This window comes from Streptomyces sp. NPDC046308 (assembly GCF_055588065.1).
In genome coordinates this window covers 173357-199218 of the sequence record NZ_JBVJFB010000009.1, presented here as the reverse complement: position 1 = coordinate 199218, position 25862 = coordinate 173357, and the positions used below count along the sequence as shown (strand labels likewise).

Genomic DNA, 25862 nt, shown 5'->3' with positions numbered 1-25862 from the left:
CGGGCCGGGCCGGGCTATGTGGTCTCCTCGCTGACCGAGAAGAGCGCGCCCTCGGGATCGCGCAGCGTGACCCGCCGGCCGAAGGGGGAGGCCTCCACGGGGGACACGACGGCGGCCCCGCGGTGGACAGCGGTTCCGACGGCCGCGTCCAGGTCGGCGACGGCGAAGTGGACGACCCAGCGCGGGCGGGCCAGAGCGTCGACCGCGCCCTTCGCGGCGCCGACGTCGATCCGGGCCACGGTGGCGCCTCCCCTGCGAACCACCACGTGGTCGTGCTCGTAGGCCACGTCGCAGCAGCCCGGGCGCTCGCAGGCCCAGTCCAGGACCTCCCCGTAGAAGACGGCGGCGGCGAACGCGTCCTGCGTGCGCAGCCGCAGCCAGGCCTGCGAGCCGGCCGGGTCGCCGATCCAGTCGGACATGACCTCGCCTTCCCAGACGCCGAACACCGCTCCGGCGGGGTCGGCGGCGATCACCGCCCGTCCCGTGCCGAGGGCGAGCGGGCCGACCGCGACCGTGGCGCCGCGCTCGCGGATGCGGGCGGCGGTGACGTCGGCGTCCGGGACGGCGAAGTAGGGCGTCCAGGCCACCGGTATGATCGCCTGCCCGTTCGCCGTGCCCAGGCCCGCGACCGGGAGCCCGTCCAGGGAGGCCACGCGGAAGCCCTCCCCGAGCCTGGTCCTGCGGAACGACCAGCCGAAGACGGCTCCGTAGAAATCCTGTGCCGCACCGAGGTCGTGCGTGGCCAGGCTGACCCAGCAGGGCGCTCCGAACACCTCGTCGCTGGTCATCGACACGAGGACCGTCTCCCCTCATCCTCACGACGGCCGGACCGTCATGCTCGCGCACCCGCCCGGGGGCCCGGTCCGGCGAGGGGCGGCGTGTCCAGTCCCTCCCCGCGCCGCAGTCCCGTCAGGAACGCGCCCACGGCCTCGGTGGCGGTGCGCGTGGGGATCCAGCCGAGCTCCTCGCGGGCACGGCCCGCGTCGAGGAGCGGCAGTCGCAGGACGGCGTCGAAGAGGCCCGGCGCGGCCGGAACCAGATACATCCGCCAGGCGGCGGCGAGCGCGGCCCGGGCGGCCGCGGCGGGCAGTGGCACCGTAGGGGCGTGCAGAAGGCGCGCTATGGAAGCCATGTCGACCACCGGATCCGCCACCAGGTTGAACGGCCCGCGGACCGGGCGGACGACGGCCGCCCGGTAGGCCTCGGCGGCGTCCTCGGTGTGCAGGGCCTGGAAGCGCAGGCCGCTGACGGCGGGCACGGCCGGGACGAGACCGGGGCGGATCAGGCGCCAGGGCAGGAGCGGGCCCGCGAAGATGCGCCGCTGTTCGCTCGCCGCCACTTCCTTGAACAGGAAGGCGGGCCGCATCCGTACGACGCGCAGCCCCGGGTGGGCCGACTGGAAGCCGTCGAGGTAGCGCTCCAGGTAGGCCTTCTCCCGCGTGTAGGCGGCGCCCGGCCAGCCGTGGGTCGGCCAGGACTCGTCGACGGGTCGCCCGTCCTCGGGGCCGGGCGAGTAGGCGCCGACCGAGGAGGCGTGGACGAGGGTGTCGACGCCCGCGCGGGCACACGCCTCGAAGACCCTGATGCTGCCCAGGACGTTGGTGCGCCACGTCGTCACGGGATCGTGGGTGGGCTGGAACCGCCAGGCGAGGTGCACGACGGCGTCGGCGCCCGCGAAGAGCTCGGTGAGGTCGCTTCGGCCGGGATCGATGTCGGCGGCCGCCCACCGCACCCCGGGGATCCGCAGGCCCGGCAGGCGACGTGCGACGCCGAGGACGTCCGTGACCGCCGGGTCCTCCGCCAGGGCCCGCACGACGCTGGTGCCCGCGTTGCCGGTCGCGCCGGTCACCACGACCCTCATGACGTCCCCCGCGCCTTCCGGCCGGGCCGGCCCTCGCGCCTACGGGTGTTGTGGACGGTGTTCATGACTGCTCCCGCGGGTCCTGTCGTGCTCCTGGGTTGCTCCGGGGTTGCTCCTGGTCTGCTGCTGGGTTGCTCCTGGGTTTGCTCCCCGCTTGCTCCTGAGTCACCGCAGCCGGCGCAGGGCGGGCAGCAGCTCCTTCTCGGCCCAGTCGAGGAAGGGCCGCTGGTGGTCGCCGCCGATCTGGACGAGGGCGACCTCGGTGAAGCCGGCTTCGGCGTAGGGGCGCACGGCCTCGACGAACTCCTCGACGTCGGCTCCGCAGGGGATGGCCTTGGCGACGTCCTCCGGGCCGAGGGCCTCGCTGGCCTGGGCGAAGGCGGCGGGCCCGCGCAGCTGGGCGTTGACCTCCCAGCCGCCGAGCGACCAGCGGAACTGCTCGTGGGCGCGGGCCACCGCGGCATCGCGGTCCGGGTCGTAGCAGACCGCGACCTGGCCGACGCGGGGTTTGCCCGCTCCCCCGTGCCGGTCGAAGTCGTCCAGCAGGGACTGCTTGGGCTCGATGGCGACGAGGAGGTCCGCCTGCCGGCCGGCGACCGCGCAGGACCGGGGGCCGGACACGGCGATGCCGATCTCCGGGGGCTCCTCGGGCAGGTCCCACAGGGTGGCGTGGTCGACGCGGAAGTGGGGCCCGTCGTGGTCGACGGTCTCGCCGGCGAGCAGCCTGCGGATGATGACGACGGCTTCCTCCAGCCGCTCCAGGCGCTCGCGGGGGGAGGGCCAGCCCGCACCCACGATGTGCTCGTTGAGGTTCTCGCCGGAGCCGAGGCCCAGCCTGAACCGTCCCTGCGAGAGGATTTGCATCGTCGCGGCCTTCTGGGCGACGACGGCCGGGTGGTACCGGTACGTCGGGCAGGTCACGAAGGTCATCAGGGGAATCCGCTCGGTCGCCTGCGCGGCGGCTCCGAGCACGCTCCAGGCGTAGGGCGAATGGCCCTGCTCGTCCAGCCAGGGGAAGAAGTGGTCGGAGATGACCGAGAAGTCGAATCCGGCGGCCTCCGCCCCCACCACGTGCTCCACGAGCTCCCGCGGGCCGGCCTGCTCCGTCATCATGGTGTATCCGATGGCAACCATGCCCGGCGTCTGACCCGCGCACGGTCCCTCAAACCCCTCCGCCCAGGTGATAGACGGCGAAGGCGCGGTCGATGACCGGCATCGCGACGTTGCGGACCCGTACGCCGCCCGCCGTCACGCCGTGTTCCGTGCCCCGGTGGGCGTGGCCGTGCACGGCGAGGTCGGCCCCGACCTCGTCCATCGCCTCGGCGAGCAGATAGCTCCCGAGGAAGGGGTAGATCTCCGGCGGCTCCCCTGCGAGGGTGTCCGGCACCGGGGAGAAGTGGGTGAGGGCGATCCGTACGTCGCAGCCCGCGTCCGTCACCTCGTGCAGCGCGCGCGACAGCCCCTGGGCGCACCGGCGGGTGTAGCCGATGAAGGACTTCATCTCGGGCTCGCCGAACTCGCTTCCGCTGCGCCCCACGAAGCCGCCGCAGAACCCCTTGGTCCCCGCCACCCCCACCTTGACGCCGTCCAAGTCGAGGACCACGCCCTCGCCCTCCAGCACGCTCACCCCAGACTCCACCAGGACCCGGGTCACCGTCTCCTGCTCGTCGCTCTGGTAGTCGTGGTTGCCGAGCACGGCCACGACCGGCACGGGCAGTTCGGCCACCTCGGCGGCGACCACACGGGCCTCGGCGGCCGTGCCGTGGCGGGTGAGGTCCCCGGCGAGCAGCAGGACGTCCGCGTGGCGGGGCAGCGTCTCGAAGGCGGGCCGCAGCAGTCCTTGGCTGTCCGGCCCGAGGTGGATGTCCCCGACGGCGGCCACCCGGATCACCTCAGCACCTCCGAGTGCTCCGGGGGGTCCGTGTGGCCCACCACGAGGTCGGTCAGCAGGGGTACGCCCGCCAGTTCGGCCTCCGCCATCTCCCGTACCGTCGCCAGGCATTCGGGCGACCCCACGGTCCCGGACAGGACGACGGTGCTCCCGCGCAGCTCCACGCGGACGCCGAGTTCGGCGATGTCCGCCGCGGCGAGCCGTCGCCTCAGGCGCTCTATGCGGTACTCCACCGGCTCATCCACGGGTCCTCCGCCCTGGCCGGGACGGCTTGGCGCCGTCTCCTGCCGCGTCTCGCGCATCTCGTCACGTACGGTGCCGGCCCGTGCCCTCGCGCCTTCGCGCCCCCCTCCTACGCCGTCAGCCTGACGCCGAGGGCTCCCGTACGGGGCCCGACGACGGCTCCGCCTCCGGCTCGTCGGCCGGTGGGGCGTCCGCCAGGAGTCCGCTGCGCAGGCTCCGCAGGGTGCGGTTGAGCAGGCGCGACACGTGCATCTGCGAGATGCCGAGGACCTCTCCGATCTCGGACTGCGTCATCTCCTGCCCGAAGCGCAACGAGAGGATCTCCCGGTCCCGCTCGGGCAGCCGCTCGATCAGCGGTTTGAGGGCCGTCAGGTCCTCGATCCGCTCGTAGGCCGGTTCCTCCCGCCCCAGTGCGCGCTGGGCCGTGCCGGGGTCGGCGTCGTCCTGCACGGTCATGTCGAGGGAGCGGGAGGAGTAGGCCTGTGCGGCCTGCCGGCCCTCCGCCAGCTCGGCGTCGCTGATCCCGAGGTGTGCCGTCAGTTCGGCGTCGGTGGGGAGCCGGCCCAGGGTCTGTTCCAGCTCGTCCGAGGCCCTGGCCAGCCCCTGGCGGAGCTCCTGGAGGCGGCGGGGTACCTTCACGGCCCAGCTGGTGTCGCGGAAGAAGCGCTTGATCTCGCCGGTGATGGTGGGGAGGGCGAACGAGGTGAACTCCACCCCGCGCGTCACGTCGTACCGGTTGATGGCCTTGATCAGGCCCACGGTGCCGACCTGGACGATGTCCTCCATGGGTTCGCTGCGGCCGCGGAAGCGGCGGGCCGCGAACTTGACCAGGCTGAGATTGAGCTCGATGAGGGTGTTGCGGACGTACGAGTACTCCGCGGTTCCCTCCGTCAGGGTGCTCAGTCTCCGGAAGAGGACCACGGACAGGGTCCGCGCGTCGGCCGTGCTGGCCTTCCGCGGCTCGGCCAGCGGATCGGCCGGGTCGCGGCACGCCGTGTACGACGGGTGGGCGCGGGAGGGGTGCGGGGTGGCACTGGACGTATTCGGAGTCATGAGAGGGGGCCTCCGCCTCCGACGGGAAACCGGACCGTTCAGTCGGCTTCACCCCGATTTATACCCCTTGCGCGGCTGTCGACTCGCCCAATCGCCCGGTTTTCGCCTGCCGCATACCCCACTGCCGTACACCCCGGTACACCCCGGTGCCGGAGCCGGGCAGGCACCGGGCCCGGGCAGGCATGGCCACCGGCGCAGCGGGCAGCAGCCGTGCAGGAGCAGGGCCTCGGATGGGAGGTCCCTGCGGGCGGCGAGGGGTGAACGGCGTCATGCCGGTGTATGTGGGCACCTCGGGGTGGCAGTACAAGGACTGGGCGGGGGTCCTGTACCCGGGCGTGCCGCAACGGCTGTGGCTGGAGGAGTACGTCCGGCACTTCGGCACGGTCGAGAGCAACAACGCGTTCTACCGGCTGCCGGACCCCGCGACCTTCGCCGCCTGGCGGGAGCGCACGCCGCCCGGCTTCCTCATGGCCGTGAAGGCGAGCCGCTTCCTGACGCACATCAAGCGGCTCCGGGACCCGGAGGAGCCCGTCCGGCGCCTGATGGACCACAGCGGTGCGCTCGGCGACCGCCTGGGGCCGGTGCTGCTGCAACTGCCGCCGACCCTGCGCGCGGACCCGCAGGCCCTGGACACCTGTCTCGCCTGCTTCCCGCGCGGCACGCGCGTGGCCGTCGAGCCGCGGCACGACTCGTGGTGGACCGCCGAGGTGCGCTCCGTGCTCGTCGCGCGCCGGGCCGCCTTGTGCTGGGCGGACCGCGGTTCACGGCCCGTCACGCCGCTGTGGCGGACGGCCGCATGGGGATACGTACGCCTCCACGAGGGCCGCGCCCGGCCCTTCCCCCGGTACGGCCGGACCGCGCTGACGTCATGGGCCGGGCGGATCGCGGACGCCTGGCCTCCGGAGGCCGACGTCTTCGCCTACTTCAACAACGACGCGGGCGGGGCGGCCGTCGCGGACGCCCTGGCCTTCGGCCGGCTCGTGGGGGCGCGGGCTCCGGTGATGCCCCGCGGGGTGGTTTGAGGCCGGGTGGTTTGAGGACGTACGGGCCGGGCAGATTTCGGCTGCCGCCCCGTGGTCACGAACCCGGGGCGGACCAGTTTCGCCGCCGGCAGGGGGACGGATCCACGCCGGTCCCGCCGGCGAAGCCGATGAGGCCGCCCCCAGTACAGGAAGGCGGCCGTTCGCCGTGTGTCGGCTGTCTACCGATGGGTGTGCCGCGTGTCCCGCCCGGCAGACGCCGCTCGCGCCCGGTGGTGGCCGCGCGGGCGGCAAGGCGGGTTTGCCCGGCATCCGAACGGTAAGGCGCGCCGCATGAAGGCACGTCCCAGCACAGACCGGGATCTTCAGGCCGAGGACCGGGCCCGGCTGCCACAGGACCACACGCAGGCCATTCTGGAGACCACCAAGCGCGTGGCGGCGCTCCTCAAGGCCTCGGACCAGCCCTTCGCGCTCGCCGGCAGCGTCGCCGCGTTCGCGCACGGCGTCCCGGCCCACTTCCAGCACGACACGGACTTCTGCGTGCGTCCCGAGGACTCCGAGGCCGTGATCAAGGCCCTGGAGGACGGCGGCATCGCGATGCGCCGTGCCCCCGAGGACTGGCTGGTGAAGGGCCGGTCCGGAGGGGAGGAGATCGACCTGATCTTCGAGCTCGCCCGGCGTCCGGTGAGCAGGGAGCTGCTGGACCGGGCGGTGCTTGTGCCGGTGGACTCGGTCTGGATGCCGGTGCTGTCGCCCACGGACCTCATGGACAGCAAGCTCGCGGCCCTGTGCGAGCACTACTGCGACTTCGGGGACCTGCTGCCGATGGCGCGGATGCTGCGGGAGCAGATCGACTGGCGGCGGCTGGACGACGACCACCGGTCGGCGCCCTTGGCCGACGCGTTCCTGTACCTCCTGGAGCGGCTGCGCGTCATCGGCCCCCGTGGCCGGCCCTGAGTGACGGTCAGCCCCTCAGGGCCGGCCGGGCCGGTCAGGCTCCCTTGCCCCGTCCGGTGACGAGGTCACGGGCGCGGTCGACCAGGCCGATGCCGGGGGCGAGCAGCTTGTTGGCCGGCGGCGTCGACGGAGTGCCCGGGTGCGGGCGGGTGGGCGCCAGCTTCTTCGCGCGGCGGATGCTGTCGCCCAGGCGGTCCAGTTCGCTCTGCCGGCAGTTGTGCTGCAGCGCCGGGAAGAGGTTCTCCTCCTCGTCCTTGATGTGGGCGAGCACCTCGGTGCGCAGTTCCTCCACCAGGTCGGCGAACTCGGCTGCCTCCGCATCGAGTTGCTCCAGCTCCTTGAGCAGCTTCTCCGTCCGGGCATGGTCCGCGATCTCCTTGTCCGCGATCCGGTCGCCGCCGTCGAGGTGTTCGCGGATGGCCGGATAGAGGTACTCCTCCTCCGCGACCGAGTGGCGGACCAGCTCGATGGTCAGCAGATCGGCCAGCTCGCGCCGGCGCTTCCCGTCGGTGGTGGCGCGCAGCTGCGCGAAGTACTCCTTCACCTCGTCGTGGTCAAAGGTCAGTTCGCGCACCACGTCTCCGCCGTGTCCCATGATTACCTCCGATTCGGATCCGTCCGGGCGGTCGCCCGGATCCACTCGTCGGCGCCTGCCCCGAAGGGCGCGGCCCATGCGGCACCCCTACGCCGCGTTGCAAGTGCCGGCCAGGGCCGCCGGCAGTCCGTCGCGGGTCATGCCGCAGCGGCCGGGATGGCCGCTGGGGCCCGTGGGTGGCGCCCTGCCGCCCAAGGCGGCCGAGACCGCCGACCGCAAACGGCTTACCCGGGCCAAGGCGACCGCGTCGAGCACCGCGCCTTCTGGGCCTGTGCCACCGTGGAGTTCCTGCGGCACACCGGCGCCCGCGTGGAGGAGATGCTGGAGACAACACACCGACCCCCTGGGGCAGAGAACTCTCCCTGGCCGAAAACGGCTGTCCCCGTGTCGGCGTTACGCGGACAGGTCGAGGCGGTCCTGTGCCGCCATGACGGCGTCGTACGCGCGGAGTCGGCCCATCAGCACGCACAGCGTGTACGTCACGTCGTCCATCTCGCGGCGCGCCTCCTCGCTGCCGGGCTCCGCGGCCAGGCTCGCCTGACAGGCCCGGAACCGGGCCAGGAGCTTCTCGGTGAGGGCGCGGTTGGCGAGCATGGCCACCGGTGGAGCCGGTGCGGGCGCCGGACGCACCGGGCTGCGGGCGGATTCCACCGCGTGGCGCAGGGCCCGCTCGACGTGGGCCGGAAGCGCCGTACCGTGCGGCGCGGCGACGATGACCCGGGCCAGTTCGGCGGGTGTGACGTGGGCGGCCTGGGCCGCCGCCGCGAGGACGACGCGGGCGTCCCGGGCGGAGCACGGCGTCAACGCCATGATCATCCCCACGGCCCGCGCCACCTCCGGATCGCCGGCCAGAGGGCCGCCGCCGGACGCTCTCCCCGTAGTGACATCGGAGGGATTTCCGGCCGAGGATCGACGAATACGAGGAGCCATACGGAATCATCCCTTCAACCGAAGGCAAACGGGGGCCTCAACGGGGTCATGAAGGGTTTACCCTCGCTTACTCGCCGTGCACCTGCCGCAGGCAAAGCTTCAACCGAGGCGCATCCTGGGACTGAAAGGGACGGCCGACCGGGTGCCTGCCGCCCGCGCATGGGCCGGCCGTATCCGTGGAGGCGCCCGGGAGCCGGTGGTGCGGGGCGGTGACGCGTGCCCGCCAGGGACGGTCACCTCGTACGGAGAGGGATGAACCATGACCGAGAAAGAGATCTGGGGCTACGACCCGGCCTCGGGACACGAGCCGGGCCTCGACCTCGTCGGGTTCAAGGTCGAGGCCACCGATGGCGGCATCGGGAAGGTCGACAAGCACTCCGATGCCGTCGACGCCGCCCATCTCGTCGTCGACACGGGCGTCTGGATCTTCGGCAAGCACGTGCTCCTCCCGGCCGGCACCATCCAGCGCATCGACACGGCCGAGCGGAAGGTCTACGTCGACCGGACCAAGGACCAGATCAAGGCAGCCCCGGACTTCGACGAGATCAAGTACCGGGGCCAGGCGGGCTACCTGGACGAGTTCGCCCGGCACTACAGCCAGTTCCACAGTTGAGGCCCCCGGGGTCCACCCCTTCCCGCCGCACCAGGCGGCGTACTAGGAGGAGTGCGGGGGCGGCGACTCGGCGCGCAGTGAGTACAGGACGGGGAGGTGGGAGTCCCCGAACGGGAGCCGGTACAGGCCGTCCTGGCCCTGGGGCAGGAAGCCGCGCGGGTCGAGCTCGGCGGCGACGTGTTCGCCCAGGTGCTTCACCGTGAGGCCGGCGGACGCGGCCGCGGTGACGATCTCCCCGATCGAGTACGGGTACTGGACGGAGTCCTGCGCCGGCAGGCTCAGGCCTGGGTCGGCGTAGGTGCTGGTCACCGTCTCGAGGTGGGGCGCGCCGCCGCCGTAGGGCCAGTCGACGACCAGCGGATCGAGGGCGGCGACCGCCTGGAATGCCGGATGCAGATCGACGACGACCAGGCTGCCCCCGGGGCGCAGCGCCATCGCCGCACCGCGCATCCAGCCGTCGAGGTCGGCGATCCAGCAGAGGACCCCGTAGGTGGCGACGACCAGGTCGAAGCGGGCGGCCAGGGTGGCGGGCAGGCGCTGGGTGTCGGCTTCGACGAACGTGGCGTCGAGACCGGTCCGGTCGGCCAGCAGCCGGGCCCGCTCGACCGCCGTCGGCGCGAAGTCGACGCCGGTGACGCGGGCTCCGAGACGGGCCCAGCTCAGCGTGTCCATCCCGAAATGGCACTGCAGGTGCAGCAGGTCCTTGCCGGCCACGTCGCCGGCCAGCTCCCGTTCGAGGGCGTACAGGGTCTCGCGCCCGGCGACGAACGACTCGACGTCGTAGAACCGGTCGGTGGGCGTCGAGCCGTGGATCCGGGCACGTTCGTCCCACAGCGCTCGGTTGAGGGCGAGTCCGCCGTCGGTGTCGGAGCCGGTATCGGGCATGGCCCCGAGGATGGCACAGGCGGCGGGCTTTCCGCCTGCCGGTTTAGGGTGCCGGACATGGAGGGGCGGGGAAGACGCTACCGGTACGTCGGGCCGGCCGAACTACGGGCGCTGGTCGGGCCGGGGAGCGAGGGGCGGTCGATCCGCTCGGCGGCGGACTTCGACGCCTGGGCGTCGGTGTCGGCCCGGACGCCGACGGAACGGGCCGAGCCCTTCACCTTCGTCGTCGACACCACCGGTGTCCTCCGGCTGGCGCCGCGCCGCAGTGAGCACGTGGTGTGCGCCGGCGGCCTGCCGGTCCTCGGCGCCGGTGAGATCGGTTTCCGCCGGGAGTCCGGTCGCTGGGCGGTCCACGAGGTCAGCAACCAGTCGACGGGCTACTGCCCCGACCCCGGCTCCTGGCCGGCCGTCGCGGACGCGCTGGACGCGGTTGGGGCTCGCGCACCCGCCCGGCTTCACCCACGAGGTGGTGTTCCGCAGGTGCCCCGCCTGCCGGGAGCTGAACATCGTGCGGGAGGACGACTTCTTCTGCGTGTTCTGCGACGGGGCGCTGCCGCGGCAGTGGAACGTGGACGACGGCGCGGCCTGAGCCGGCGCCGCGGCCTGAGGCCGGCGCCGCGGTCTGAGGCCGACCCCTCGTCCGCCTCGGCTAAGGCGATGCGAGCAGGCCGAGGACCGGCTCCAGCCCGGCGGGGCGCTGGTCGACCGGCAGGTGGTCCACGAAGTGGACCGGGCAGCCGAGGGCCCGCGCGCCGCCGTCCGCGTGGCGGTCGTCGCCGACCATGAGGACGTCAGCGGGCGCCAGTCCGAGCCGGCCGCAGGCGACCCGGAAGATCTCCGGGTCGGGCTTCTGCGCGCCGAGCTCGAAGGAGAGCACGTAGGCGTCGACCAGCTGGTCCAGCCCGTGCGCGCGGAAGACCGGCCGGAGGTCCCAGCCGATGTTGCTGACCACGGCCACCGGCAGCCCCCGCCGGCGCAGTTCGCGCAGCGTCGGCCCGGTGTCAGGGTAGGGGCGCCAGGCGGCGGGGCTCATGTGGCGGTCGTAGAGGGCAGTCAGCAGTTCCGGTGCCGGCAGGCCGGCCTCCCGGGCCAGTCCGCCGTAGGCGGCCCGGTGCTGGTCGGCGCTCATGTCCCGTTCGCGCCAGAGCGTTTCGAGGTGCGCGGGCACCTGCCGGGGCGCCGGCCCGCCCGGCAGTGCGCCGTACTCCGTCAGCCGCCGCACCGTCTCGTCGAACTCCCCCTCGGCCAGGGACACGCCCGTCGCCGCGAGGGCGGCGGCGAGCCACTCGCCGGTCGACTCGATGCGCAGCAGCGTGCCGGAGAAGTCGAACATCACTCCTTTGATCATGTGGTGATCGTAGGCCAGGGTCGGCCGGGCCGGCCGGGCCGGCCGGGCCGGCCGGGCCGGCCGGGCCGGGCGGGGACCGGTGGCGGGGCGTCAGGTGGTCGGGTGCAGCCGGGACGGGGAGGGCGGTGAACCGTGCGTGTCTCCCGCCCCGTCCGCGAGGGCGCTGCCCGCGAGCCAGGTCCGCCAGTCCATGTTCCAGTCGCCGAAGCCGTTGTCGAAGGGGGCCATCTTCGCCCCGCCGCTGTTGACCACCTCCACGATGTCGCCTTCGCGGACCGTGTCGAAGAACCAGGCGGCGTCCTCGGTGCTCATGCCCGTGCAGCCGTGACTGACGTTCTCCTCACCCTGCGCCTCGACCGACCAGGGCGCGGCGTGGATGTACTCGCCGCTCCAGGTCACGCGCGTCGCGTAGAGGACGGGCAGGTCGTAGAACTCCTTGGTGCCGCGCTGGATGCCGACGGTGTCCCCGCGCATCCGGACCTTGGGCTCCTTGCCCAGGACGACCTTGATTCCGCTGCGGGTCCGGAAGCCGGCCTTTCCTGTGGTCACGGGGATCGTCCTGACGACCCGGCCGTTGCGGCGTACGGTCATGCGGTGGGTGGCGGAGTCGGTGACGGCCTCGATCCGGTCCGCGATGGTGAACTGCACGTCGTCGGAAGGGCCTCCGTAGTCGTGGTCCCCGAGCTCGACCCCGTCGAGGCCGCTGCGCACGCGCACCACGGTGTGCGCGGGCCAGTACGTACGGGGCCGGTAGTGCAGGGTGGAGTCGTCGACCCAGTGCCAGGCCCCCTCGACGTGCGGCTCCGAGGTCACCTGCAGGGCCTGCTCCAGGCGGGCGCGGGCCGGAAGGTCCTCGGCGGGCACCGGCCGGCTGAGGGACGCCGTCACGATCTCCCCGGCCCCGTACGTGCCTGGGCCCGGCCCGAACTCGGCCGTCAGCCTGCCGCCGTCGGCGGGCGGGGCGGTCCGGAAGGCCATGGTCACGCCGACCGGGGTGCCGTCCGCGTCCTGGGCGCCGACCTGCACGGTGTACGTCTCCCCCGCCCGCAGCGGCTCGGTGTTCAGCCACCGCTCGCTGTGCGGGCCGAGCTCCCCGGCCAGCCGGCGCCCGTGTCCGTCCTGCACGGTCACGTCCGTGATGCGGCCGGAATCGGCGAGGGCGATCTCGAGCGGCCCGCCGGCGTCCGTGGGAAGCACCTGCTGCCGGGCGGCGCGCGCCGCGTAGCCCTCGTACAGGGCGGGCTCCTTCAGTACGGACCCCACCCCGCGGGCGGTGGCGAGCACCCGCTGCTCCTGCCAGCCGCTGCACAGTCCGGGCCGGAACATCCGTACCGCGCACCGCCCTCCGTCGGCCTCGTGGCCTTCCTCCAGCACCCTCCCCACCAGCAGCGTGACCGCTGCTTCCCGCTGCGGACCGGCGAGGGTCCGCTCCGTCGTGTCCGTATCGGGCGCCCGGCCCGGCGCTGCGGCGACGACCAGCATGGCCCCCGTCACCGCAGCAACGGCGCCCCACGTCCTGGTCGGTCGCGTCCGTCGCATTCGTGGCATAGCCGTATCAAACCAATGGAGGGCCAAAATGATGATCATGGACTCGGCTCTGGGGCCGAACGGGCACCCCAAGAGAACTCGTACGGAGCACAACCGCCCGGCCGGACCGACCGGTTAGGGGCGTGTCGGGGCGGCGATATCCGGGTGACCGCGGACGGCCCTGCCCCCGACAATGCGCCCATGCCCCTTCGCGCAGCACACATGGACGAACTGACCGCCCTCCAGGACATCGAGAGGGCCGCCGGGATGTCCTTCCGGGACATCGGCATGGCGGAGATAGCCGACGACGAACCGCTGACGCTCGACGAGCTCGGCCGCTACCAGCGGGCTGCGATGGCCTGGGTCTGGGTCGACGGTGCCGGCGTCGACCCGGACCCCGGCGTCCCGGTCGCGTACCTGATCGCCGATCGCGTCGACGGCAATTTCCACGTCGAGCAGGTGTCCGTACGTCCGGAGCGTGCGCGCCGCGGAATCGGCCGGTCCCTGCTGGAACACCTGGCCGGCCTCGCGGCGCGCGAGGGGGTGCCCGCCCTGACGCTCACCACCTTCACCGAAGTGCCGTGGAACGCCCCGTACTACGCGCGCTGCGGCTTCCGGCTACTGGACGACGGCGCCCTCACCCCCGGCCTGCGGGAGATCCGCGCCCGCGAGTCGGAACACGGCCTGGACCGGTGGCCCCGCGCCTGCATGCGGCGCGACCTGTGACGACCCTTCGCCGAGCGCGAACCGCGGGGCTTCCGGCGCTCCCGATCTGCTGAAGTGGGCGGATGGACCTCTTGATACTGGGCGGAACCGCGTGGCTGGGCCGTGAGATCGCAGGGCAGGCGCTGGGGCGCGGGCACGCCGTGACGTGCCTGGCGCGCGGCGAGAGCGGGACGGTCGTCCCCGGAGCACGCCTGGTGGCGGCGGACCGGAAGCAGGACTGCGCCTACGCCGGCCTGGTCGACCGCGACTGGGACGCCGTGATCGAGGTGTCGTGGCAGCCGGCCTTCGTCCACGGGGCGCTCCGCGCCCTGGCGGGGCGGGCCCGGCACTGGACCTACGTCTCCTCCGTCAGCGCCTACGCCGACCACGGCACGGTCGGTGCCGACGAGTCGGCCGCGCTGCTGGCGCCGACCGAGGGGCAGTACGTCGAACGGGACGAGTACGGGGAGGCGAAGGTCGCCTGCGAAGCGGCTTCGCGCGCCGCGGTCGGGGAGCGGCTCGTCGTCGCCCGGGCCGGCCTGATCGGCGGACCCGGCGACCACAGCGGGCGTACGGGGTACTGGGTGGCCCGCTCCGCCCGCGAGGTGGACCAGCCCATGCTCGTACCGCACTCCCCCGGACTGCCGACACAGACGGTCGACGTGCGCGACCTCGCGGGCTGGCTGCTGGACCTCGCCCAGCGGGGATCCACCGGGACCTTCGACGCCGTCGGGCCCGTCGTCCCCTTCGACGAGTGGGTCGACCTGTCGCGGCGCGTGGCCGGCCACGACGGCCCGGTGGCGACGGCGGACCCGCAGTGGCTCCTGGATCAGGGGGTGGGGCAGTTCATGGGTCCCGAGTCGCTGGCCATGTGGATGACGGATCCGCAATGGGCGGGCTTCTCCGCACGCAGCGGGGCCGCCGCGCGCGCGGCCGGCCTGCGCCACCGCCCGCGCGTGGAGATGCTGGAGGATCTCCTGCGGTGGGAGCGCGCCGAGGGGCTGGACCGCTCCCGCCGAGCCGGCCTGAGCACGACCCGCGAGCGCGAACTGCTCACCGCGCTGACCGACCGGCTGTCGACCCCAGGTGAGTGACCTTGCAGGCACACAGCCGATCGCACCGCCCGGCTTCCGCCGCGACTTCCCCTCGCCAGTCTGCGAGCTCGATTCTGCTCAAGGTCACCGAAAGTCCAGCCACAAGCTCCCTGCCGTTCGGCCCGCTCGCGAGCAGTGGCAGACTGAGCCGGATGATCGGACACCTGTACACCGTTGTCATCGACTGTCCCGACCCGGATGAACTCGCCGGTTTCTACGAGAAGTTGCTGTCGCTCTCAAGACAGCCCGACACCGGCGACTTCGTCGTGCTCCAGAACGCGGCTGGCACCCCGGTGGTCCTCTTCCAGCGGGTGGACGATTTTCGCGCGCCGCGTTGGACGGATTCCGCGCGTCCTCAGCAAATGCACATCGACGTGATGGTCCCGGACCTCGACACGGCTGAGGCCCAGGTGCTCGCCCTCGGCGCGACGCTGCTGGATGGTTCGGACAAGCCGATCGGATACCGCGTGTACGAGGACCCCGTCGGCCATCCCTTCTGCCTGATCACCCCCGAGGGAGCCTGACCCCGCCCTGTGGGGTCCGGCGGCGGAAATGACTCAAACGGGGCGGCGGGCCTGTGGATTTGGCGGCGGCAGAGGCGACCTTGGTCTGATCACGTGCTGCCTGAAGCCGCTCCGGGGAGAGCTGTACGTGTGTCTGGCCGTGCGCGGCGAACGTGCTGTTCGAGTGGGCGGACGCGGTGCTGTGTGCGCCGGGTGCGGTGCACTCGCGGTCGAGCTGACGCTCCTGCCGGAACATCAACGTGAACACGGACGATGTACGCCGGCCTCAACCAGGGGCGAATCGACGTGGACCGCCCGCCGACCACTGCACGCGGGACAGCGCGTCGTGCGCGGCCTCAAGGTCTCCACGTGGGGCTCGGGGGCAACACCCGGTCGCCGACTCATCCGCTCCGCCTGCTCCCGCGCGGCCCGGCGGTCGGCCTCCAGTCCGGTCAGGCTCGCCCGACCACGCAGGGCGGACGCGACCAGCCCGGCCCGTTCGGGGTGGCCGGGAACGCCGCGCCCATTGGTGGAGCCGCGTTGACCTGCACCTGTAGGTTTTCCCGTGGGAGAACGATCACACAGGGGGAAGTGATGGACACGTCGGCCGCTCAGGAACAGGTGCACGAGCAGATCCGGGTCCGGCTGGCGCAGGTGGTGGGCGCCGATGCCGCCGAGCTCGGTCGCATCGCCGAGGAGGCCGCCCTCCAGTTGCACGAGAGCGGGCAGGAACCCGACTTCGAGGTGCGGTCCGCGGACTTCGCGACCGATCCGTTGTTCGTTTGCGCCGACCGTTACTGGCGGCGGCGCTTCGCGGACAGTCCGTCCTCGAACACCGCGCTGGCCTGCGCACGCTGGATCGCCGTGCACACCACGGCCGGATGCCGCTCCGCCGTCCGCGAGCAGTGGACCTTGGGCAACGGGTTCATCAACCGGTCCCACTTGGAGACCCGCGAACAGCTCGACGAAGCGGCCCGAGACATAGCCGGAACCCCTGAGGCCGCCGACCTGGCCCTGACCGTGCTGCTCTACCACGCGGGCAAACTCCGCGCGAACTTCGCCTTCGACGACCTGAACGCCGTTCTCACCACCTCCGCCCTCGCCACCACAGCCGGCCCCCGCCGCGACGAGCCTGTGGTCCTGGCGCTGCGCTCCTTCGCGGCGTTCGGCAGCCGCGCCCTGACCACCGAACACGCGCGCGACCTCCTCGACCGGGCGTGGACGGCTCCGCACCGCTCGCGGCACGTGGTGGACGTGTGCCTGAACGGGCTGGCGTTCTCGGTGCCCTTCGACGGGCAGGGCGAAATCCTTCGCAGGCTCGCGCAGGAGGCGGTGGACACCTACCCCGACAACCACATGTTCCGCTTCCGCCTCGCGACCGCCCACCACCTGTGCGCCGACCACGAGCAGGCCCTGTCACACGTCGACGCCGCTCTGGCCATGCTCGCCCGCCATGGGGCCTTCAGTCGCGAACTGCTCTTGGAGCAATACCTCGTCAAGCGGGACGCCATCCAGGAGGCCCGGCTACGGGCGGCACGCGAGGCAGAGCACGAGGCCCGCTGGCGGCGCCAGGACACCGCCAACGCCGACCTGGAGCGCGCCATGCATCGCTCCGGCGTACGGGCCGTCGAACTCGTCGCCGTATTCACCTCGGCGATCGCCTTCGCGGTCGGCTCCCTCCAAGTCACCCTCAGCGGCACCCTGAAGCTGCGCGAGCGCCTGTGGCTGCTCACTGCTCTGGGCGCGGGGCTGGCCGTCTTCGCCCTGCTCATCGTCGGCGGCACCTGGCTGATCACCCGCAGCCGCTCCCGACGCTGACCGCCCCCTCCCGCCACGTCCATGGATTCGGCTGCCAACGGGGGGTTCCTCTGCCCTGCGGGGCTCCATCCGCACGTCAGGCCATCTATGAAGTCGGGAGATCCACTCAGCGGGAGGAGGTTCACCCCTGAGCACCAGGTGGCCGTTCTCGTCACCGCGAAGTCAAACCTATCCAAGGCCGACATGGACCCGGCCGAACGGCTGCCCCCGACCGCCACCCACCACTGCGCTTACGTGGGCTGCGCGTCGCGGTCAGCGCCCCGGGGAGGCCTCGCCCCCGCTGATCAATTCAGGCGCGGCTCTGTGACCTGTTGAGGAGCGCATCCATGCAGGACAACGCCGGACTTCCCATCGCGTCACCTTGGCCGATCCGGCGCTTGCGGTCCGATTCGGGTAGGAGCGGCATCCGGGCGGCAGGGCAGACCAAAGCCCCTGCCGTGCCCCGACGGGCACGGAGGGGCTGATCCGCTGCACGAACGTTGCACCGGTTGAACCGGTCTGGCGCGGGAAGCTACGCCGGCGGGTCTCCGGTTCAGCCGGCAGCGCCTGGGCTTGCTTCCGCCGGGGCCTCGCCGGTCTCAGGGGAGGACTCGGACTCCTGTACCGGAGCTTCCTCCGCGGCCGGGGTCTGCTCCGCGGCGGGAGCCTCCTCGGTGGTCGGCGTCTCCGGGGTGGGCGTCTCCGTGCCCGGGGTCTCCGTCGTGGGGGTCTCCGTGCCCGGGGTCTCCGGGGTGGGGGCGGGCTTTTCGGGCTTGTGCTCGCAGTAGACGGTGCCCTGGTAGAACTTGCAGCCCGGCATGTTCTCGACGTCCTTGATCTTGCCGTGCTTCTTGCCCTTGCCCTGGTTCTTCTTGCCGTGCTTCTTGCCCTTGTGGTTGCGGTTGTCCTTCTTGCCCTTGCTCTCGTGGCCGCTCTTGGCGTGCTCGGCGACCAGCGTGACCGACTCGCCGACCTGCGGCTTGGCCGGCGCGGCGAATGCACTGGTGGGCAGCAGCACGCCTCCCCCGACGATCGCGGCCGAGACGGCGAACATCGAGAAACGCTGCTTCCGAGAAGTGCGAGCCATGAGAATTACTCCAAAAAGAGGGGGTGGGGGTAAGAATCGAAGGACAGTGGTGAAATGTCTGTTTTGTCCGTCTGGTTAAAAGACTGACCGCCGCACTTCACGACGCAGTCCGCCGACTGTCACAGGCACGTGACAAGCCCCCGCCCGAGCGGCACCGGCCCGAGACCAAGGGCTCTGACCTGCAGCCCTTCGGAGTGCGGGAGCCAGGTGACCAGGGTCCGAAGACGTCCCGGGGCCAGTGACGGGCCGCTATGCGCCTCCCGAGCCGGCCGCCAGCGCCTGGACCGGCACCTCGGCGGCCGTGCAGTCACGGCGCGTCGACCCTGGGCCGCATGCAGGGCGCCAAGCGCTTCCAGGGTGCCCATGTCCTGGCCGCCGGGAGGATCTGGAGCGTCCAGCCCGACTCCGCAGGTCGGCTGTCACCCGCACCGTGTACTCCGACGGCTGGGCCGGTCCGCCTCCGAGGGTGACGTACGTGGGCATGCCGATCTTGTGGACCCAGCGGTCGGGAAGGTCCTGACCTTCGTACAGCCGTACCTGGAGAGCCCGGCCGTCGACCAGGACCAGGGTGGTCGGCCAGTGCGGAGCCACGGGTGCCGGGGCGCTCACCGCTCCACCGCCGGGACGCGACCGTGGCCGGCTCGGCTTCGCCGGGCGGGACCGCTCTAGCCGGCCTCGGTGACAGCCCAGTGCGGGTGAGCGTCTACCCGGAGCTGAGCCCGAGCCGTGCCATGCGCAGCGCGTGCCCGTCTCCCGGAGGATCTCCAGCCAGCCGGTTAAAAATCCGAGTCCGCCGCTGCTGCAGCGCGACCACGTCGTCGGGGAACCCGGGCACCGGTCTCGGGCCGCCCAGTTCACCGCTCACGCCGCAGCCACCCACGCGCGGGCCAGGGCGCGCCGGCGCAGGTCGACCCGGGCAGCCCGGGAGCGGCCCGGAACCACCCAGAAAAGGTGCGCCTCGATGCGGCAGGAGAGCGTGATTAGCCGACGTCGGAGCGTCGTGGTGCCGGCCTGCGCGGGCCGACGGGCCAGGTAGGCGTAGGTGCGCAGCCACGCGGCCTGAAGGTCGCGAGCAGGTCGTCAGGGAAGCGGATGGACGTCATCCGCTAATTCAACCAAATGTTCGAATACAAGGGCCAATGGCACTGCTCCGTCGATCGGCCGCAGCTGTGACTGTGCGTTCTCGTTGGCCCGGAGTGTTCTGCTGGCCAGTGAGCGTGGACCTGGCTGGGCAGTGCCTTGTGCGGATTGGTGAGACTGACCGAGATGGTTGGTGCTTGAGCACGCTAGTCGGCCAAATAGATTGCGGAAGGTTTTCCCTGAGCAGGGTGCTCTCCGGATTCGCGGCGGTTCGTGGTGGGTCGGGAGGTGCTCTGGACGCCCGGCCGTCGGCCATCGGGGAAGGGAGTGCATGATCGAGTTTCTGGGAATCCTGGTGGGGGTGTGGTGTGGGGGATTGGCGGACCGATCCGACGTTCGCGATGTGCCGTGCGCTGGTGGACGGAGCGGATCTGGCCTCGTTTGTGGGAGGCGTGTTCGATGTGAGGGCGGTGGTGGCCGTCATCCGGCCCGAGGCCAAGCGCGCCTTCCTCCTCGACGCCGTCCCGTGGGGGAACTTCCCCCACGGGGACCGTGCCCGGGAGGCTGCTCACCTGCTGCACACCGGCGACAGCCCCCCTTGCCGCGCGACGGGCGTGCTTGACGGTCTGTGTGCCAACGACAGCCGGGCGGCAGCAGCCCTCGCCGTACCGTTCCTGATCCACATCGCCACCGATCTCCGTCACCCATACCGTGCCGACGCCCTCGGTGTACTCTCCGCCCCGGCCCGCGCCCGGTACTTCGGCGTCGCCTCCCGCGAGGAGTTCCTTCTCCACCGCACTGACCCTCGGCGCCACGCCCCAGACGACTATGACGACTACGGCGTTGAGGTGACCGGCTACCCCGCGGGCTGGTCGGTCGCCGCTGCCCGAGCCGCGATCACTGCCGAAACACCCACACTCCTGCCCCTTCTCGACGACCCAGACCCACCCTCCGCATCGACGCCACCTACGCGCTGGCCACCGCAGTCGACCCGGACCGCACGGTCCGAAACGCCTTCGCCACCAGGCTCGCCACGGAACGCGACGCTACGGTCCGCGCCGCACTGCTCCTCGCCGCAGCCGAGACCACCCGGGCCCACACACACCAGCCGACCGCCTCGTGGTTCCGCGAGCAGTGGCAGAACCGAACAGAAGGCCCTGAAGCCCGCCTGGCCGCGGCGATTGCCTGGCTCTGCCTTACAGACGAACCCGCCCCCGGGGACCTGCACCACCTCTTTGACACCTTGGCCAACGAGGAACGCGCGCAGACCATGGACGCCCTGCCGTGGATGACCGTCGCCGCCGGATCCGGTGAACCGGGACTCCTGCGCTGCGTTCGCCGCATGCTCCACCCCGAAGAGCCCGAACCGGATGATGACCCCTGGGCTGGCCTGCTCTGAGCGGTGAGCGATCGGCCGAGTTCCTCGACCTTGCCGCCCCAGTCCGACAGGGTCGAAGCTGGCTGACCAGCGGGTCCCGCCAGCCAGGGCACCGAGCCCTGGCACTAGGGTCTGTAACATGCCCACCCAGCCGCCCGGGAACACCGGACCAGGCCCCGGACCACGAATCCGCGAGATCTTCCGCACTGTGGTGAGCGACCGCTTCGCCTACAAGCCGGCACCCCCACACGCGGCACTCGTGTTCGCCGACGCACCCTTCGACTCCGACCGCGAGTTCCTGGGCGACTTCTACAACGAGCTTAGACTGACTGGCAAATGGTGTGTGGGGGCAGCCCAGGCGGGCCCGAACGCAAGGCAGGGGCGAGCCTGAGGGATCTGGGGTTCTTGACCCTCTGTGATCACCGGAGGGCTCGTGCCTGCGGTGCCCGCATGCCTTACGGAACCCCTGCAGGGCCACTTCGCCGCTCTGCTGCCGTGCCGAAGGGATACGCCGAGAGCCCTCCGCTGGGTTGCCACCGGAGACGGATTCCAGACCGGACCGTCTTCGAGTACATCCTGCTCGCGCTGGTCCACGGCTCCGGCTATGCGTCGTGCACTTCCGCCTCTATCTCGCCGCCGCCACTCTCATCAGGCTCCGCATGCTCATCCGACGCTCGACGAGCCGCTACCGCGAGGACGGCCGCCCCATCACCCGACGCCTCAAGTGATCCATCTGCCGGTCGGCCTCAGCCCCAGTCCTGCAGCTGTCGGAGCAGGTCGGCGTCGCCCTCGATCCGCAGCGAGCCGGCCGGGATGCGCATGTACATGAGCAGGGCCATCTCGCTCGCCGTGCCGTAGATGGCGGCGGTGGGCTTGCTCTCGGCGGCCTCCGCCGCGGTGAGGCGGGTGAAGCGGGAACCGGCGGCGTCCACCGTCTGGCGCCAGGAGCCGGCCTCGGCTGCGTGGTAGTCCATGGTGGCGGGTTCGCCCGGCCACGGGACCGTGCCGGTGCAGACGGTGGCGAGGAACTCCTCGATGGCGTCGACCGCCTCGGTCGTCGGCAGCTCCTGCGGGGTACCGGAGGCCAGCTGGGCGTCGTACGTGTGGATCAGCGATTCCGGGACGCGGCGGCGGGCCACGGCGGCCACCGTGTGCGGCGAGGCCAGCGGCTCCCACCAGGCCCAGCAGCCCCGGTCCGGGCCGGCCTCGCGCAGAGCAGTGAGCAGCTGCTGCGTCGAGTCGGCCAGCCAGGTGATGAGCGCCTCGCGCTCCCTGGGCGCCGCCAGCCCGTCCTTGCTCGGCCGTTCGTCGCCCGGCGCGGTGTTCAGCGCGATGTGGGCCCAGAAGCGGTCCCCCTCGCTGAGGTGGTTCGCCAGGTCGTACAGCGTCCAGCCCGGGCAGGACGGGACGTCGGCGTCGAGGCTGGGGGCCGCGGCGACGGCGGCGCGGAACGCTGCGGAACGCTCGTCGATCATGCGCAGCAGGGTGGGGAAGGAAAGATGATCAGTCACGCGGTCCTTGTACCACCCGTACCGGCCCTCTCGCACTCGATTAAGACCGACCGGCCTCTCGGTGCAGCGCCGGAGCTTGCCGTAGCCGATCATCCACGGGGTCGTCCGTTTCACGGTCCACCGCTTGCCGACCTGGATCGGGGCGGCTACACCCTTGCGGGCGATCTCACCGGTGAAGCCCAACTCCCGGAGCAGGGTGCGCGACTTGTCGTTGTCGTAGCCTCGGTCGAGGTTGACGTTCACATCTCGGGCAGGGGTCCCACCTGTCCGATGGCCGCTTCGAGGGTCGGGCCGAGAAGAGGCGAGTCGTGGCGGTGGCCCCTGCGGCGATACCAGGCCGAGCGGGACGCCGCACGCGTTGGAGGCGAGCGAGCGCCTCAAGCCCTGCTTCCCGCGGTCGACCGGGGACCGGCCTGGGCACTCGCCGCCGCCCGGGGCCTTGGTGATGCAGCCGTCGACGGATGTCTCGGACAGTTTCAGGCCGATCATGCGGTCGTACGCCTGGAGGGCGATGGCGTGGACGGCCTCGGAAATGCCTTGCGCGACCCACTCTCTGAACCAGCAGCAGACGCTTTCGCCTCCACCAGGTCACGGACCCGAACCTCCACGCCGTCTCCGCCGGCCAGATCAAGGCGGGTTGGAGCGGCTGCCGCCGCAACTGCGAGGTCAGCCGCTCGGATCGGGATCGGCGCCGGCACCCGCCAGCCATGACGTGCCCACGCGCTCGGCTCTCTCCCTTCTCAGCTCGCGCCCGCTACTCGCAGTCGCCTTCCGCGGGCGAACCACTGCTCTCCCCACCCGTGAGCGCGGGCGGCTCATCAGTCAATCCGCGGGTCGGTGTGCCTGGCTCACCTTGCGGAGAGCCTCCCAGGCATCCCCTACAGGACCGATGTGGCCGAGCTTGTCGGGGTTGTTCACCGTGCGGATCGTCTGGATCCGCCCGTCGAGCACGTCAAGCGCCCAGGTGCTGAGGACCTGGCCCTCCCTGTCGCGGAAGACCGAGCCGGGCTGGCAGTTCACCTGGTGCGGCTCCACAAGGCCCCCGCTCCTGATCACCAGCGGGCCGAACGTCGCCAGCGCCCGGAGCACGTTTTCGGCACCAAAGATGACGGGCTTGAACTGCGGGGCCTTGCCGCCGCTGTCGCCGATCATGTGGACATCGGCGGCCAGCAGCGCGGCCAGCCCGTCGACGTCTCCCTCCCGGAAAGCGTCGAAGAACCGTTCGGCTAGGTTCTCGCGTTCCTTCCGATCGGCCTCGAACCGGACCCGGCCCGCGTCCATGTGACGGCGTGCCCGTACGGCGAGCTGGTGGCAGGCCGCCTCCGACCGCCCCACAGCCGACGCGATGTCCGCGAAGCCGAAGGCGAACACCTCCCTCAGCACGAAGACCGCGCGCTCGAGCGGGGTGAGCCGCTCCAGCAGGAGCAGGGCCGCCATCGACAGCGAGTCGGCAAGCTCCGCCGACCGGGCCGGATCCTCGTACGGATCGGTCAGCAGCGGCTCGGGCAGCCACGGTCCGGCATACTCCTCCCGCCGGACGCGGGCCGAGCGCAGCACGTCGATCGAGATCCGGGTGACCACCCTCGACAGAAAGGCCTTGGCCGATCCGGGCCGGGTGGATGTGGCCTCGTAACGCAGCCATGTCTCCTGGACCGCGTCCTCTGCCTCGCTCACACTGCCCAGGATCCGGTAGGCGATCGAGAAGAGCAGCGGCCGCAGCTCCTGGAACTCTTGGGTCTTTGTCATCGGCCGATCCTCCTTGAAGTCACACTGCCACGAGGGGCGGCAGGGCTCCTCGTGGCAGAAGCCGGGCCCCTCGGCACTCCGTTACCACTGCTTGCTGCCCGGCCCCGGTGCAACGCGGTTGCCCGGGGCCGCCCTCACCAGGGCAGCGGGCCCTCCGCACCGAAGAACCCGCCGGTCGGCCCCTCCGCGCCGAGCGTGGCCAGGCGCACCACGACCGCGGCTCCCTGCGCGATCGTGAGGAACCCGGTGTGGTTGTTGCTGTCCGTGTCGACGAAGCCGGGGGCGACCGCGTTGACCAGGATGCCGTCCTTGCGCAGTTCGTTGGCGTACTGCACGGTCAGAGCGGTCAGCGCGGTCTTGGACGGCGCGTACGCGGCCGAGGGCAGCAGGGCCGTGAAGGGGCCGTCCGGATCGCTCGTGAGAGTCAGCGACGCGGCGTGACTGCTCACGTTGACCACGCGTGGCGTCGGTGACCGCCGCAGCAGCGGCAGCATGGCGTTGGTCACCGCGATCACCCCGAAGACATTGGTCTCGAACACCCCACGGACCATGTCCAGATCGACGGAGCTGGGGAGTTGATCGTAGGCGTCTTCGGGTGACACCTGTCCGGAGCCGGTGATGCCGGCGTTGTTGACCAGTACGTCGAGCCGTCCGAAGCACTCCTCGATGCGTCGCGCGGCTTCCTGGACGGTGGCCCGGTCGGTGACGTCCAAGCTGACCGCGTGCGCATCGGCGCCGGTCACGCGCAGCGCCGCAGCGGCCTCCTCGCCGCGCTGCGGGTCTCGGGCCCCGATCACGACCGTCATGCCCCGCGCGGCGAGTTCTCCGGCAACGCCACGCCCGATCCCTTTGTTCGCCCCGGTGACCAGCGCGATCTCCCGGTGCGTGCTCTTCTTCTCGCTCATGACCTGCTCCTTGTTGTCGAGGCGGGTTCTTCTCGGAACCCGTCTTCACAGCCTGAGACGAGACAGCCCTGCCATCTCTGACATGCGGACAGAAGGAGCCTCCAGGTTCATCAAGCAACGATGCACCGGGTGTGGTCGGCAAGGCTGCTCTGGTGACAGCGGCGGGCCAGGCATCGGTCCGGCTACCGGGGCCGACGCTGCCGTCCGGGCCGGAGACCTCTCCATGTCCGGTCCGGTAGTCCCCGCTCGTCGTAGTCGTGCGCCCCTCCGGCTCGCTGACGCGGGGTGAGGAAGCGTTCCGGCCCAGGTGGTCGATGGCGTGCGGCGCGGCTGCCGCCGGGCCGGGCCCTTCGTACCGGCTGGCAGCCCCCTCCAGGGCGGGCGAACGCCACGGCCGCCCTGAGCCTGCCACGGTCCGGCCCGGCCGGCCCGCATCGGAATGCAGGCCCCGCTCGGAGCAGGGCGCGACAACTCAAAGACCCACCGCGTTTACAGGCAGCGGATGGGAGCAGAAGAGCGTTCACGACCGATCCGTACAACGACGAGGAGGTCCCCGATGTCGGGCACCGAGAAGAGCAAGGCCCATGCCGAGCAGGCCAAGGGCAAGGGCAAGGAAGCCCTCGGCCGCGCCGTCGGCAACGAGCGGATGACCGCCGAAGGCCGTGCCGAGCAGGCCAAGGGCGACGCCCGCGAGGCCAAGGAGAAGACCAAGGACGCCTTCCGCCACTGACCCGCGGACAGGTCCCATCACGGCGAGGCCCCCGACCCCACTTCCCCGGGTCGGGGGCCTCGCCGTACGCCCGTGCCGGCGGCGCCAGCACCACCCGAACGTGCTTGCCGCCAGGGCGGCGAGCGCGTCGGCGTCGATGTCGGTGGACCTTTCACCGTCTGCACGATCCGTACCGGCGTTGTGACGAGGTCGGGGTCCGCGCCGACGGCCTGCGGGTCGTGCGCGGCCTCGCCGGCGGCCTCCACCCCGGCGATGTCCCGCGCGCTCGTCGCCACCTCGGCATCGGTGTCCCGCGCCGGTGTCCCGCGCGGGCCCTCCGTGTGGGAGGTGCCGCTGCTCTCCCGGGCATACCAATCGCTGCCGAGGAGCACGGCGGCCGCGGTCCCTGCGGTCCCCCACGTCTTCACGTTCACGATCAGCCCCACAGCTTGGCGTAGTTGGCT

General features: G+C 71.7%; 23 protein-coding genes and 3 pseudogenes. 10 read left to right on the top strand and 16 right to left on the bottom strand.

What is annotated here, in order from left to right:
• Positions 1-14 precede the first annotated feature (14 nt).
• The 6 genes from ACZ6JT_RS30720 to ACZ6JT_RS30695 all read right to left on the bottom strand — a co-directional run bounded on the left by ACZ6JT_RS30720 (position 15) and on the right by ACZ6JT_RS30695 (position 5048).
• Positions 15-788, bottom strand: coding sequence for a VOC family protein (locus ACZ6JT_RS30720; protein WP_469215013.1), 774 nt, complete (start codon positions 786-788; stop codon positions 15-17).
• Positions 789-832: 44 nt separating this feature from the next.
• Positions 833-1861 (bottom strand): NAD-dependent epimerase/dehydratase family protein, encoded by a 1029-nt coding sequence (locus ACZ6JT_RS30715; protein WP_469214743.1) that lies wholly within the window; start codon positions 1859-1861, stop codon positions 833-835.
• Positions 1862-2026: 165 nt separating this feature from the next.
• The gene (locus ACZ6JT_RS30710; protein WP_469214742.1) at positions 2027-2995 is read right to left on the bottom strand and encodes a TIGR03557 family F420-dependent LLM class oxidoreductase; all 969 of its coding nucleotides are present in this window, start codon (positions 2993-2995) and stop codon (positions 2027-2029) included.
• A 28-nt stretch (positions 2996-3023) separates the two neighbouring features.
• Complete coding sequence (locus ACZ6JT_RS30705; RefSeq protein WP_469214739.1) at positions 3024-3752, bottom strand: metallophosphoesterase family protein; 729 nt, start codon at positions 3750-3752, stop codon at positions 3024-3026.
• The gene (locus ACZ6JT_RS30700; RefSeq protein WP_469214737.1) at positions 3749-3985 is read right to left on the bottom strand and encodes a BON domain-containing protein; all 237 of its coding nucleotides are present in this window, start codon (positions 3983-3985) and stop codon (positions 3749-3751) included. The genes ACZ6JT_RS30705 and ACZ6JT_RS30700 overlap by 4 nt, the downstream gene beginning before the upstream one ends.
• A gap of 127 nt (positions 3986-4112) precedes the next feature.
• A complete protein-coding gene (locus ACZ6JT_RS30695; RefSeq protein ID WP_469214735.1) occupies positions 4113-5048 on the bottom strand; it encodes an RNA polymerase sigma factor SigF in 936 nt (311 codons plus the stop codon).
• Between the two features lie 269 nt (positions 5049-5317).
• Here ACZ6JT_RS30695 and ACZ6JT_RS30690 point away from each other — a divergent pair, with 269 nt between their 5' ends.
• Both ACZ6JT_RS30690 and ACZ6JT_RS30685 read left to right on the top strand, forming a co-directional pair.
• The gene (locus ACZ6JT_RS30690) at positions 5318-6070 is read left to right on the top strand and encodes a DUF72 domain-containing protein (protein WP_469214733.1); all 753 of its coding nucleotides are present in this window, start codon (positions 5318-5320) and stop codon (positions 6068-6070) included.
• A 291-nt stretch (positions 6071-6361) separates the two neighbouring features.
• The gene (locus ACZ6JT_RS30685; protein WP_469214731.1) at positions 6362-6985 is read left to right on the top strand and encodes a nucleotidyltransferase family protein; all 624 of its coding nucleotides are present in this window, start codon (positions 6362-6364) and stop codon (positions 6983-6985) included.
• Between the two features lie 34 nt (positions 6986-7019).
• Here ACZ6JT_RS30685 and ACZ6JT_RS30680 read toward each other — a convergent pair whose 3' ends face one another.
• Together ACZ6JT_RS30680 and ACZ6JT_RS30675 are read right to left on the bottom strand one after the other, a co-directional pair.
• A complete protein-coding gene (locus tag ACZ6JT_RS30680; protein WP_469214729.1) occupies positions 7020-7580 on the bottom strand; it encodes a hemerythrin domain-containing protein in 561 nt (186 codons plus the stop codon).
• Between the two features lie 393 nt (positions 7581-7973).
• A complete protein-coding gene (locus ACZ6JT_RS30675) occupies positions 7974-8510 on the bottom strand; it encodes a DUF5133 domain-containing protein (protein WP_469214727.1) in 537 nt (178 codons plus the stop codon).
• A gap of 259 nt (positions 8511-8769) precedes the next feature.
• Here ACZ6JT_RS30675 and ACZ6JT_RS30670 point away from each other — a divergent pair, with 259 nt between their 5' ends.
• Positions 8770-9123 (top strand): PRC-barrel domain-containing protein, encoded by a 354-nt coding sequence (locus ACZ6JT_RS30670; RefSeq protein ID WP_469214725.1) that lies wholly within the window; start codon positions 8770-8772, stop codon positions 9121-9123.
• A 42-nt stretch (positions 9124-9165) separates the two neighbouring features.
• Here the strand turns inward: ACZ6JT_RS30670 and ACZ6JT_RS30665 are convergent, their stop codons facing one another.
• On the bottom strand, positions 9166-10008 hold the full coding sequence (locus tag ACZ6JT_RS30665; RefSeq protein ID WP_469214723.1) for a class I SAM-dependent methyltransferase: 843 nt from the start codon (positions 10006-10008) through the stop codon (positions 9166-9168).
• A gap of 57 nt (positions 10009-10065) precedes the next feature.
• On the opposite strand from ACZ6JT_RS30665, the pseudogene ACZ6JT_RS30660 reads away from it, so the two are divergent.
• A pseudogene (locus ACZ6JT_RS30660) lies at positions 10066-10597 on the top strand (hypothetical protein).
• A gap of 60 nt (positions 10598-10657) precedes the next feature.
• Here ACZ6JT_RS30660 and ACZ6JT_RS30655 read toward each other — a convergent pair.
• Both ACZ6JT_RS30655 and ACZ6JT_RS30650 read right to left on the bottom strand, forming a co-directional pair.
• Positions 10658-11356 carry an HAD family hydrolase gene (locus ACZ6JT_RS30655; protein WP_469214722.1) on the bottom strand — a complete coding sequence of 233 codons (699 nt, stop codon included), beginning with the start codon at positions 11354-11356 and terminating at the stop codon, positions 10658-10660.
• A 90-nt stretch (positions 11357-11446) separates the two neighbouring features.
• On the bottom strand, positions 11447-12850 hold the full coding sequence (locus ACZ6JT_RS30650) for a L,D-transpeptidase (RefSeq protein WP_469214720.1): 1404 nt from the start codon (positions 12848-12850) through the stop codon (positions 11447-11449).
• Between the two features lie 234 nt (positions 12851-13084).
• Here ACZ6JT_RS30650 and ACZ6JT_RS30645 point away from each other — a divergent pair, with 234 nt between their 5' ends.
• The 4 genes from ACZ6JT_RS30645 to ACZ6JT_RS30630 all read left to right on the top strand — a co-directional run bounded on the left by ACZ6JT_RS30645 (position 13085) and on the right by ACZ6JT_RS30630 (position 17003).
• Positions 13085-13609 (top strand): GNAT family N-acetyltransferase, encoded by a 525-nt coding sequence (locus tag ACZ6JT_RS30645; RefSeq protein WP_469214719.1) that lies wholly within the window; start codon positions 13085-13087, stop codon positions 13607-13609.
• A gap of 62 nt (positions 13610-13671) precedes the next feature.
• Positions 13672-14682: a Rossmann-fold NAD(P)-binding domain-containing protein gene (locus ACZ6JT_RS30640; RefSeq protein WP_469214718.1), complete on the top strand. Its 1011-nt coding sequence runs from the start codon at positions 13672-13674 to the stop codon at positions 14680-14682.
• A 152-nt stretch (positions 14683-14834) separates the two neighbouring features.
• A complete protein-coding gene (locus ACZ6JT_RS30635) occupies positions 14835-15206 on the top strand; it encodes a VOC family protein (protein ID WP_469214716.1) in 372 nt (123 codons plus the stop codon).
• 573 nt (positions 15207-15779) lie between these two features.
• The gene (locus ACZ6JT_RS30630; RefSeq protein WP_469214714.1) at positions 15780-17003 is read left to right on the top strand and encodes a hypothetical protein; all 1224 of its coding nucleotides are present in this window, start codon (positions 15780-15782) and stop codon (positions 17001-17003) included.
• A 532-nt stretch (positions 17004-17535) separates the two neighbouring features.
• Here ACZ6JT_RS30630 and ACZ6JT_RS30625 read toward each other — a convergent pair.
• Positions 17536-18069 (bottom strand): hypothetical protein, encoded by a 534-nt coding sequence (locus ACZ6JT_RS30625; RefSeq protein ID WP_469214712.1) that lies wholly within the window; start codon positions 18067-18069, stop codon positions 17536-17538.
• A 2891-nt stretch (positions 18070-20960) separates the two neighbouring features.
• Between ACZ6JT_RS30625 and ACZ6JT_RS30620 the strand changes: the two are divergent.
• Positions 20961-21133: pseudogene (locus ACZ6JT_RS30620) on the top strand (IS5/IS1182 family transposase); the annotation flags it as partial.
• A 140-nt stretch (positions 21134-21273) separates the two neighbouring features.
• Here ACZ6JT_RS30620 and ACZ6JT_RS30615 read toward each other — a convergent pair.
• The 4 genes and pseudogenes from ACZ6JT_RS30615 to ACZ6JT_RS30600 all read right to left on the bottom strand — a co-directional run bounded on the left by ACZ6JT_RS30615 (position 21274) and on the right by ACZ6JT_RS30600 (position 24689).
• Entirely contained in the window at positions 21274-22002 is a 729-nt protein-coding gene (locus ACZ6JT_RS30615) for a maleylpyruvate isomerase family mycothiol-dependent enzyme (RefSeq protein ID WP_469215012.1), read from the bottom strand.
• Positions 22003-22092: 90 nt separating this feature from the next.
• Positions 22093-22587: pseudogene (locus ACZ6JT_RS30610) on the bottom strand (transposase family protein); the annotation flags it as partial.
• Positions 22588-22860: 273 nt separating this feature from the next.
• Positions 22861-23784 (bottom strand): RNA polymerase sigma-70 factor, encoded by a 924-nt coding sequence (locus ACZ6JT_RS30605; RefSeq protein WP_469214710.1) that lies wholly within the window; start codon positions 23782-23784, stop codon positions 22861-22863.
• Positions 23785-23918: 134 nt separating this feature from the next.
• Entirely contained in the window at positions 23919-24689 is a 771-nt protein-coding gene (locus tag ACZ6JT_RS30600; protein WP_469214708.1) for an SDR family oxidoreductase, read from the bottom strand.
• A 556-nt stretch (positions 24690-25245) separates the two neighbouring features.
• Here ACZ6JT_RS30600 and ACZ6JT_RS30595 point away from each other — a divergent pair.
• Entirely contained in the window at positions 25246-25419 is a 174-nt protein-coding gene (locus ACZ6JT_RS30595; RefSeq protein ID WP_469214706.1) for a CsbD family protein, read from the top strand.
• Positions 25420-25862: the final 443 nt, after the last annotated feature.

Excerpts from the sequence above, each read along its gene's own strand:
- ACZ6JT_RS30720 (WP_469215013.1), bottom strand. The coding sequence starts at position 788 with ATGACCAGCGACGAGGTGTTCGGAGCGCCCTGCTGGGTCAGCCTGGCC.
- ACZ6JT_RS30715 (WP_469214743.1), bottom strand. The coding sequence starts at position 1,861 with ATGAGGGTCGTGGTGACCGGCGCGACCGGCAACGCGGGCACCAGCGTC.
- ACZ6JT_RS30710 (WP_469214742.1), bottom strand. The coding sequence starts at position 2,995 with ATGGTTGCCATCGGATACACCATGATGACGGAGCAGGCCGGCCCGCGG.
- ACZ6JT_RS30695 (WP_469214735.1), bottom strand. The coding sequence starts at position 5,048 with ATGACTCCGAATACGTCCAGTGCCACCCCGCACCCCTCCCGCGCCCAC.
- ACZ6JT_RS30690 (WP_469214733.1), top strand. The coding sequence starts at position 5,318 with ATGCCGGTGTATGTGGGCACCTCGGGGTGGCAGTACAAGGACTGGGCG.
- ACZ6JT_RS30685 (WP_469214731.1), top strand. The coding sequence starts at position 6,362 with ATGAAGGCACGTCCCAGCACAGACCGGGATCTTCAGGCCGAGGACCGG.
- ACZ6JT_RS30680 (WP_469214729.1), bottom strand. The coding sequence starts at position 7,580 with ATGGGACACGGCGGAGACGTGGTGCGCGAACTGACCTTTGACCACGAC.
- ACZ6JT_RS30675 (WP_469214727.1), bottom strand. The coding sequence starts at position 8,510 with ATGGCTCCTCGTATTCGTCGATCCTCGGCCGGAAATCCCTCCGATGTC.
- ACZ6JT_RS30670 (WP_469214725.1), top strand. The coding sequence starts at position 8,770 with ATGACCGAGAAAGAGATCTGGGGCTACGACCCGGCCTCGGGACACGAG.
- ACZ6JT_RS30665 (WP_469214723.1), bottom strand. The coding sequence starts at position 10,008 with ATGCCCGATACCGGCTCCGACACCGACGGCGGACTCGCCCTCAACCGA.
- ACZ6JT_RS30655 (WP_469214722.1), bottom strand. The coding sequence starts at position 11,356 with ATGATCAAAGGAGTGATGTTCGACTTCTCCGGCACGCTGCTGCGCATC.
- ACZ6JT_RS30645 (WP_469214719.1), top strand. The coding sequence starts at position 13,085 with ATGCCCCTTCGCGCAGCACACATGGACGAACTGACCGCCCTCCAGGAC.
- ACZ6JT_RS30640 (WP_469214718.1), top strand. The coding sequence starts at position 13,672 with ATGGACCTCTTGATACTGGGCGGAACCGCGTGGCTGGGCCGTGAGATC.
- ACZ6JT_RS30635 (WP_469214716.1), top strand. The coding sequence starts at position 14,835 with ATGATCGGACACCTGTACACCGTTGTCATCGACTGTCCCGACCCGGAT.
- ACZ6JT_RS30630 (WP_469214714.1), top strand. The coding sequence starts at position 15,780 with ATGGACACGTCGGCCGCTCAGGAACAGGTGCACGAGCAGATCCGGGTC.
- ACZ6JT_RS30625 (WP_469214712.1), bottom strand. The coding sequence starts at position 18,069 with ATGGCTCGCACTTCTCGGAAGCAGCGTTTCTCGATGTTCGCCGTCTCG.
- ACZ6JT_RS30615 (WP_469215012.1), bottom strand. The coding sequence starts at position 22,002 with ATGATCGACGAGCGTTCCGCAGCGTTCCGCGCCGCCGTCGCCGCGGCC.
- ACZ6JT_RS30605 (WP_469214710.1), bottom strand. The coding sequence starts at position 23,784 with ATGACAAAGACCCAAGAGTTCCAGGAGCTGCGGCCGCTGCTCTTCTCG.
- ACZ6JT_RS30600 (WP_469214708.1), bottom strand. The coding sequence starts at position 24,689 with ATGAGCGAGAAGAAGAGCACGCACCGGGAGATCGCGCTGGTCACCGGG.
- ACZ6JT_RS30595 (WP_469214706.1), top strand. The coding sequence starts at position 25,246 with ATGTCGGGCACCGAGAAGAGCAAGGCCCATGCCGAGCAGGCCAAGGGC.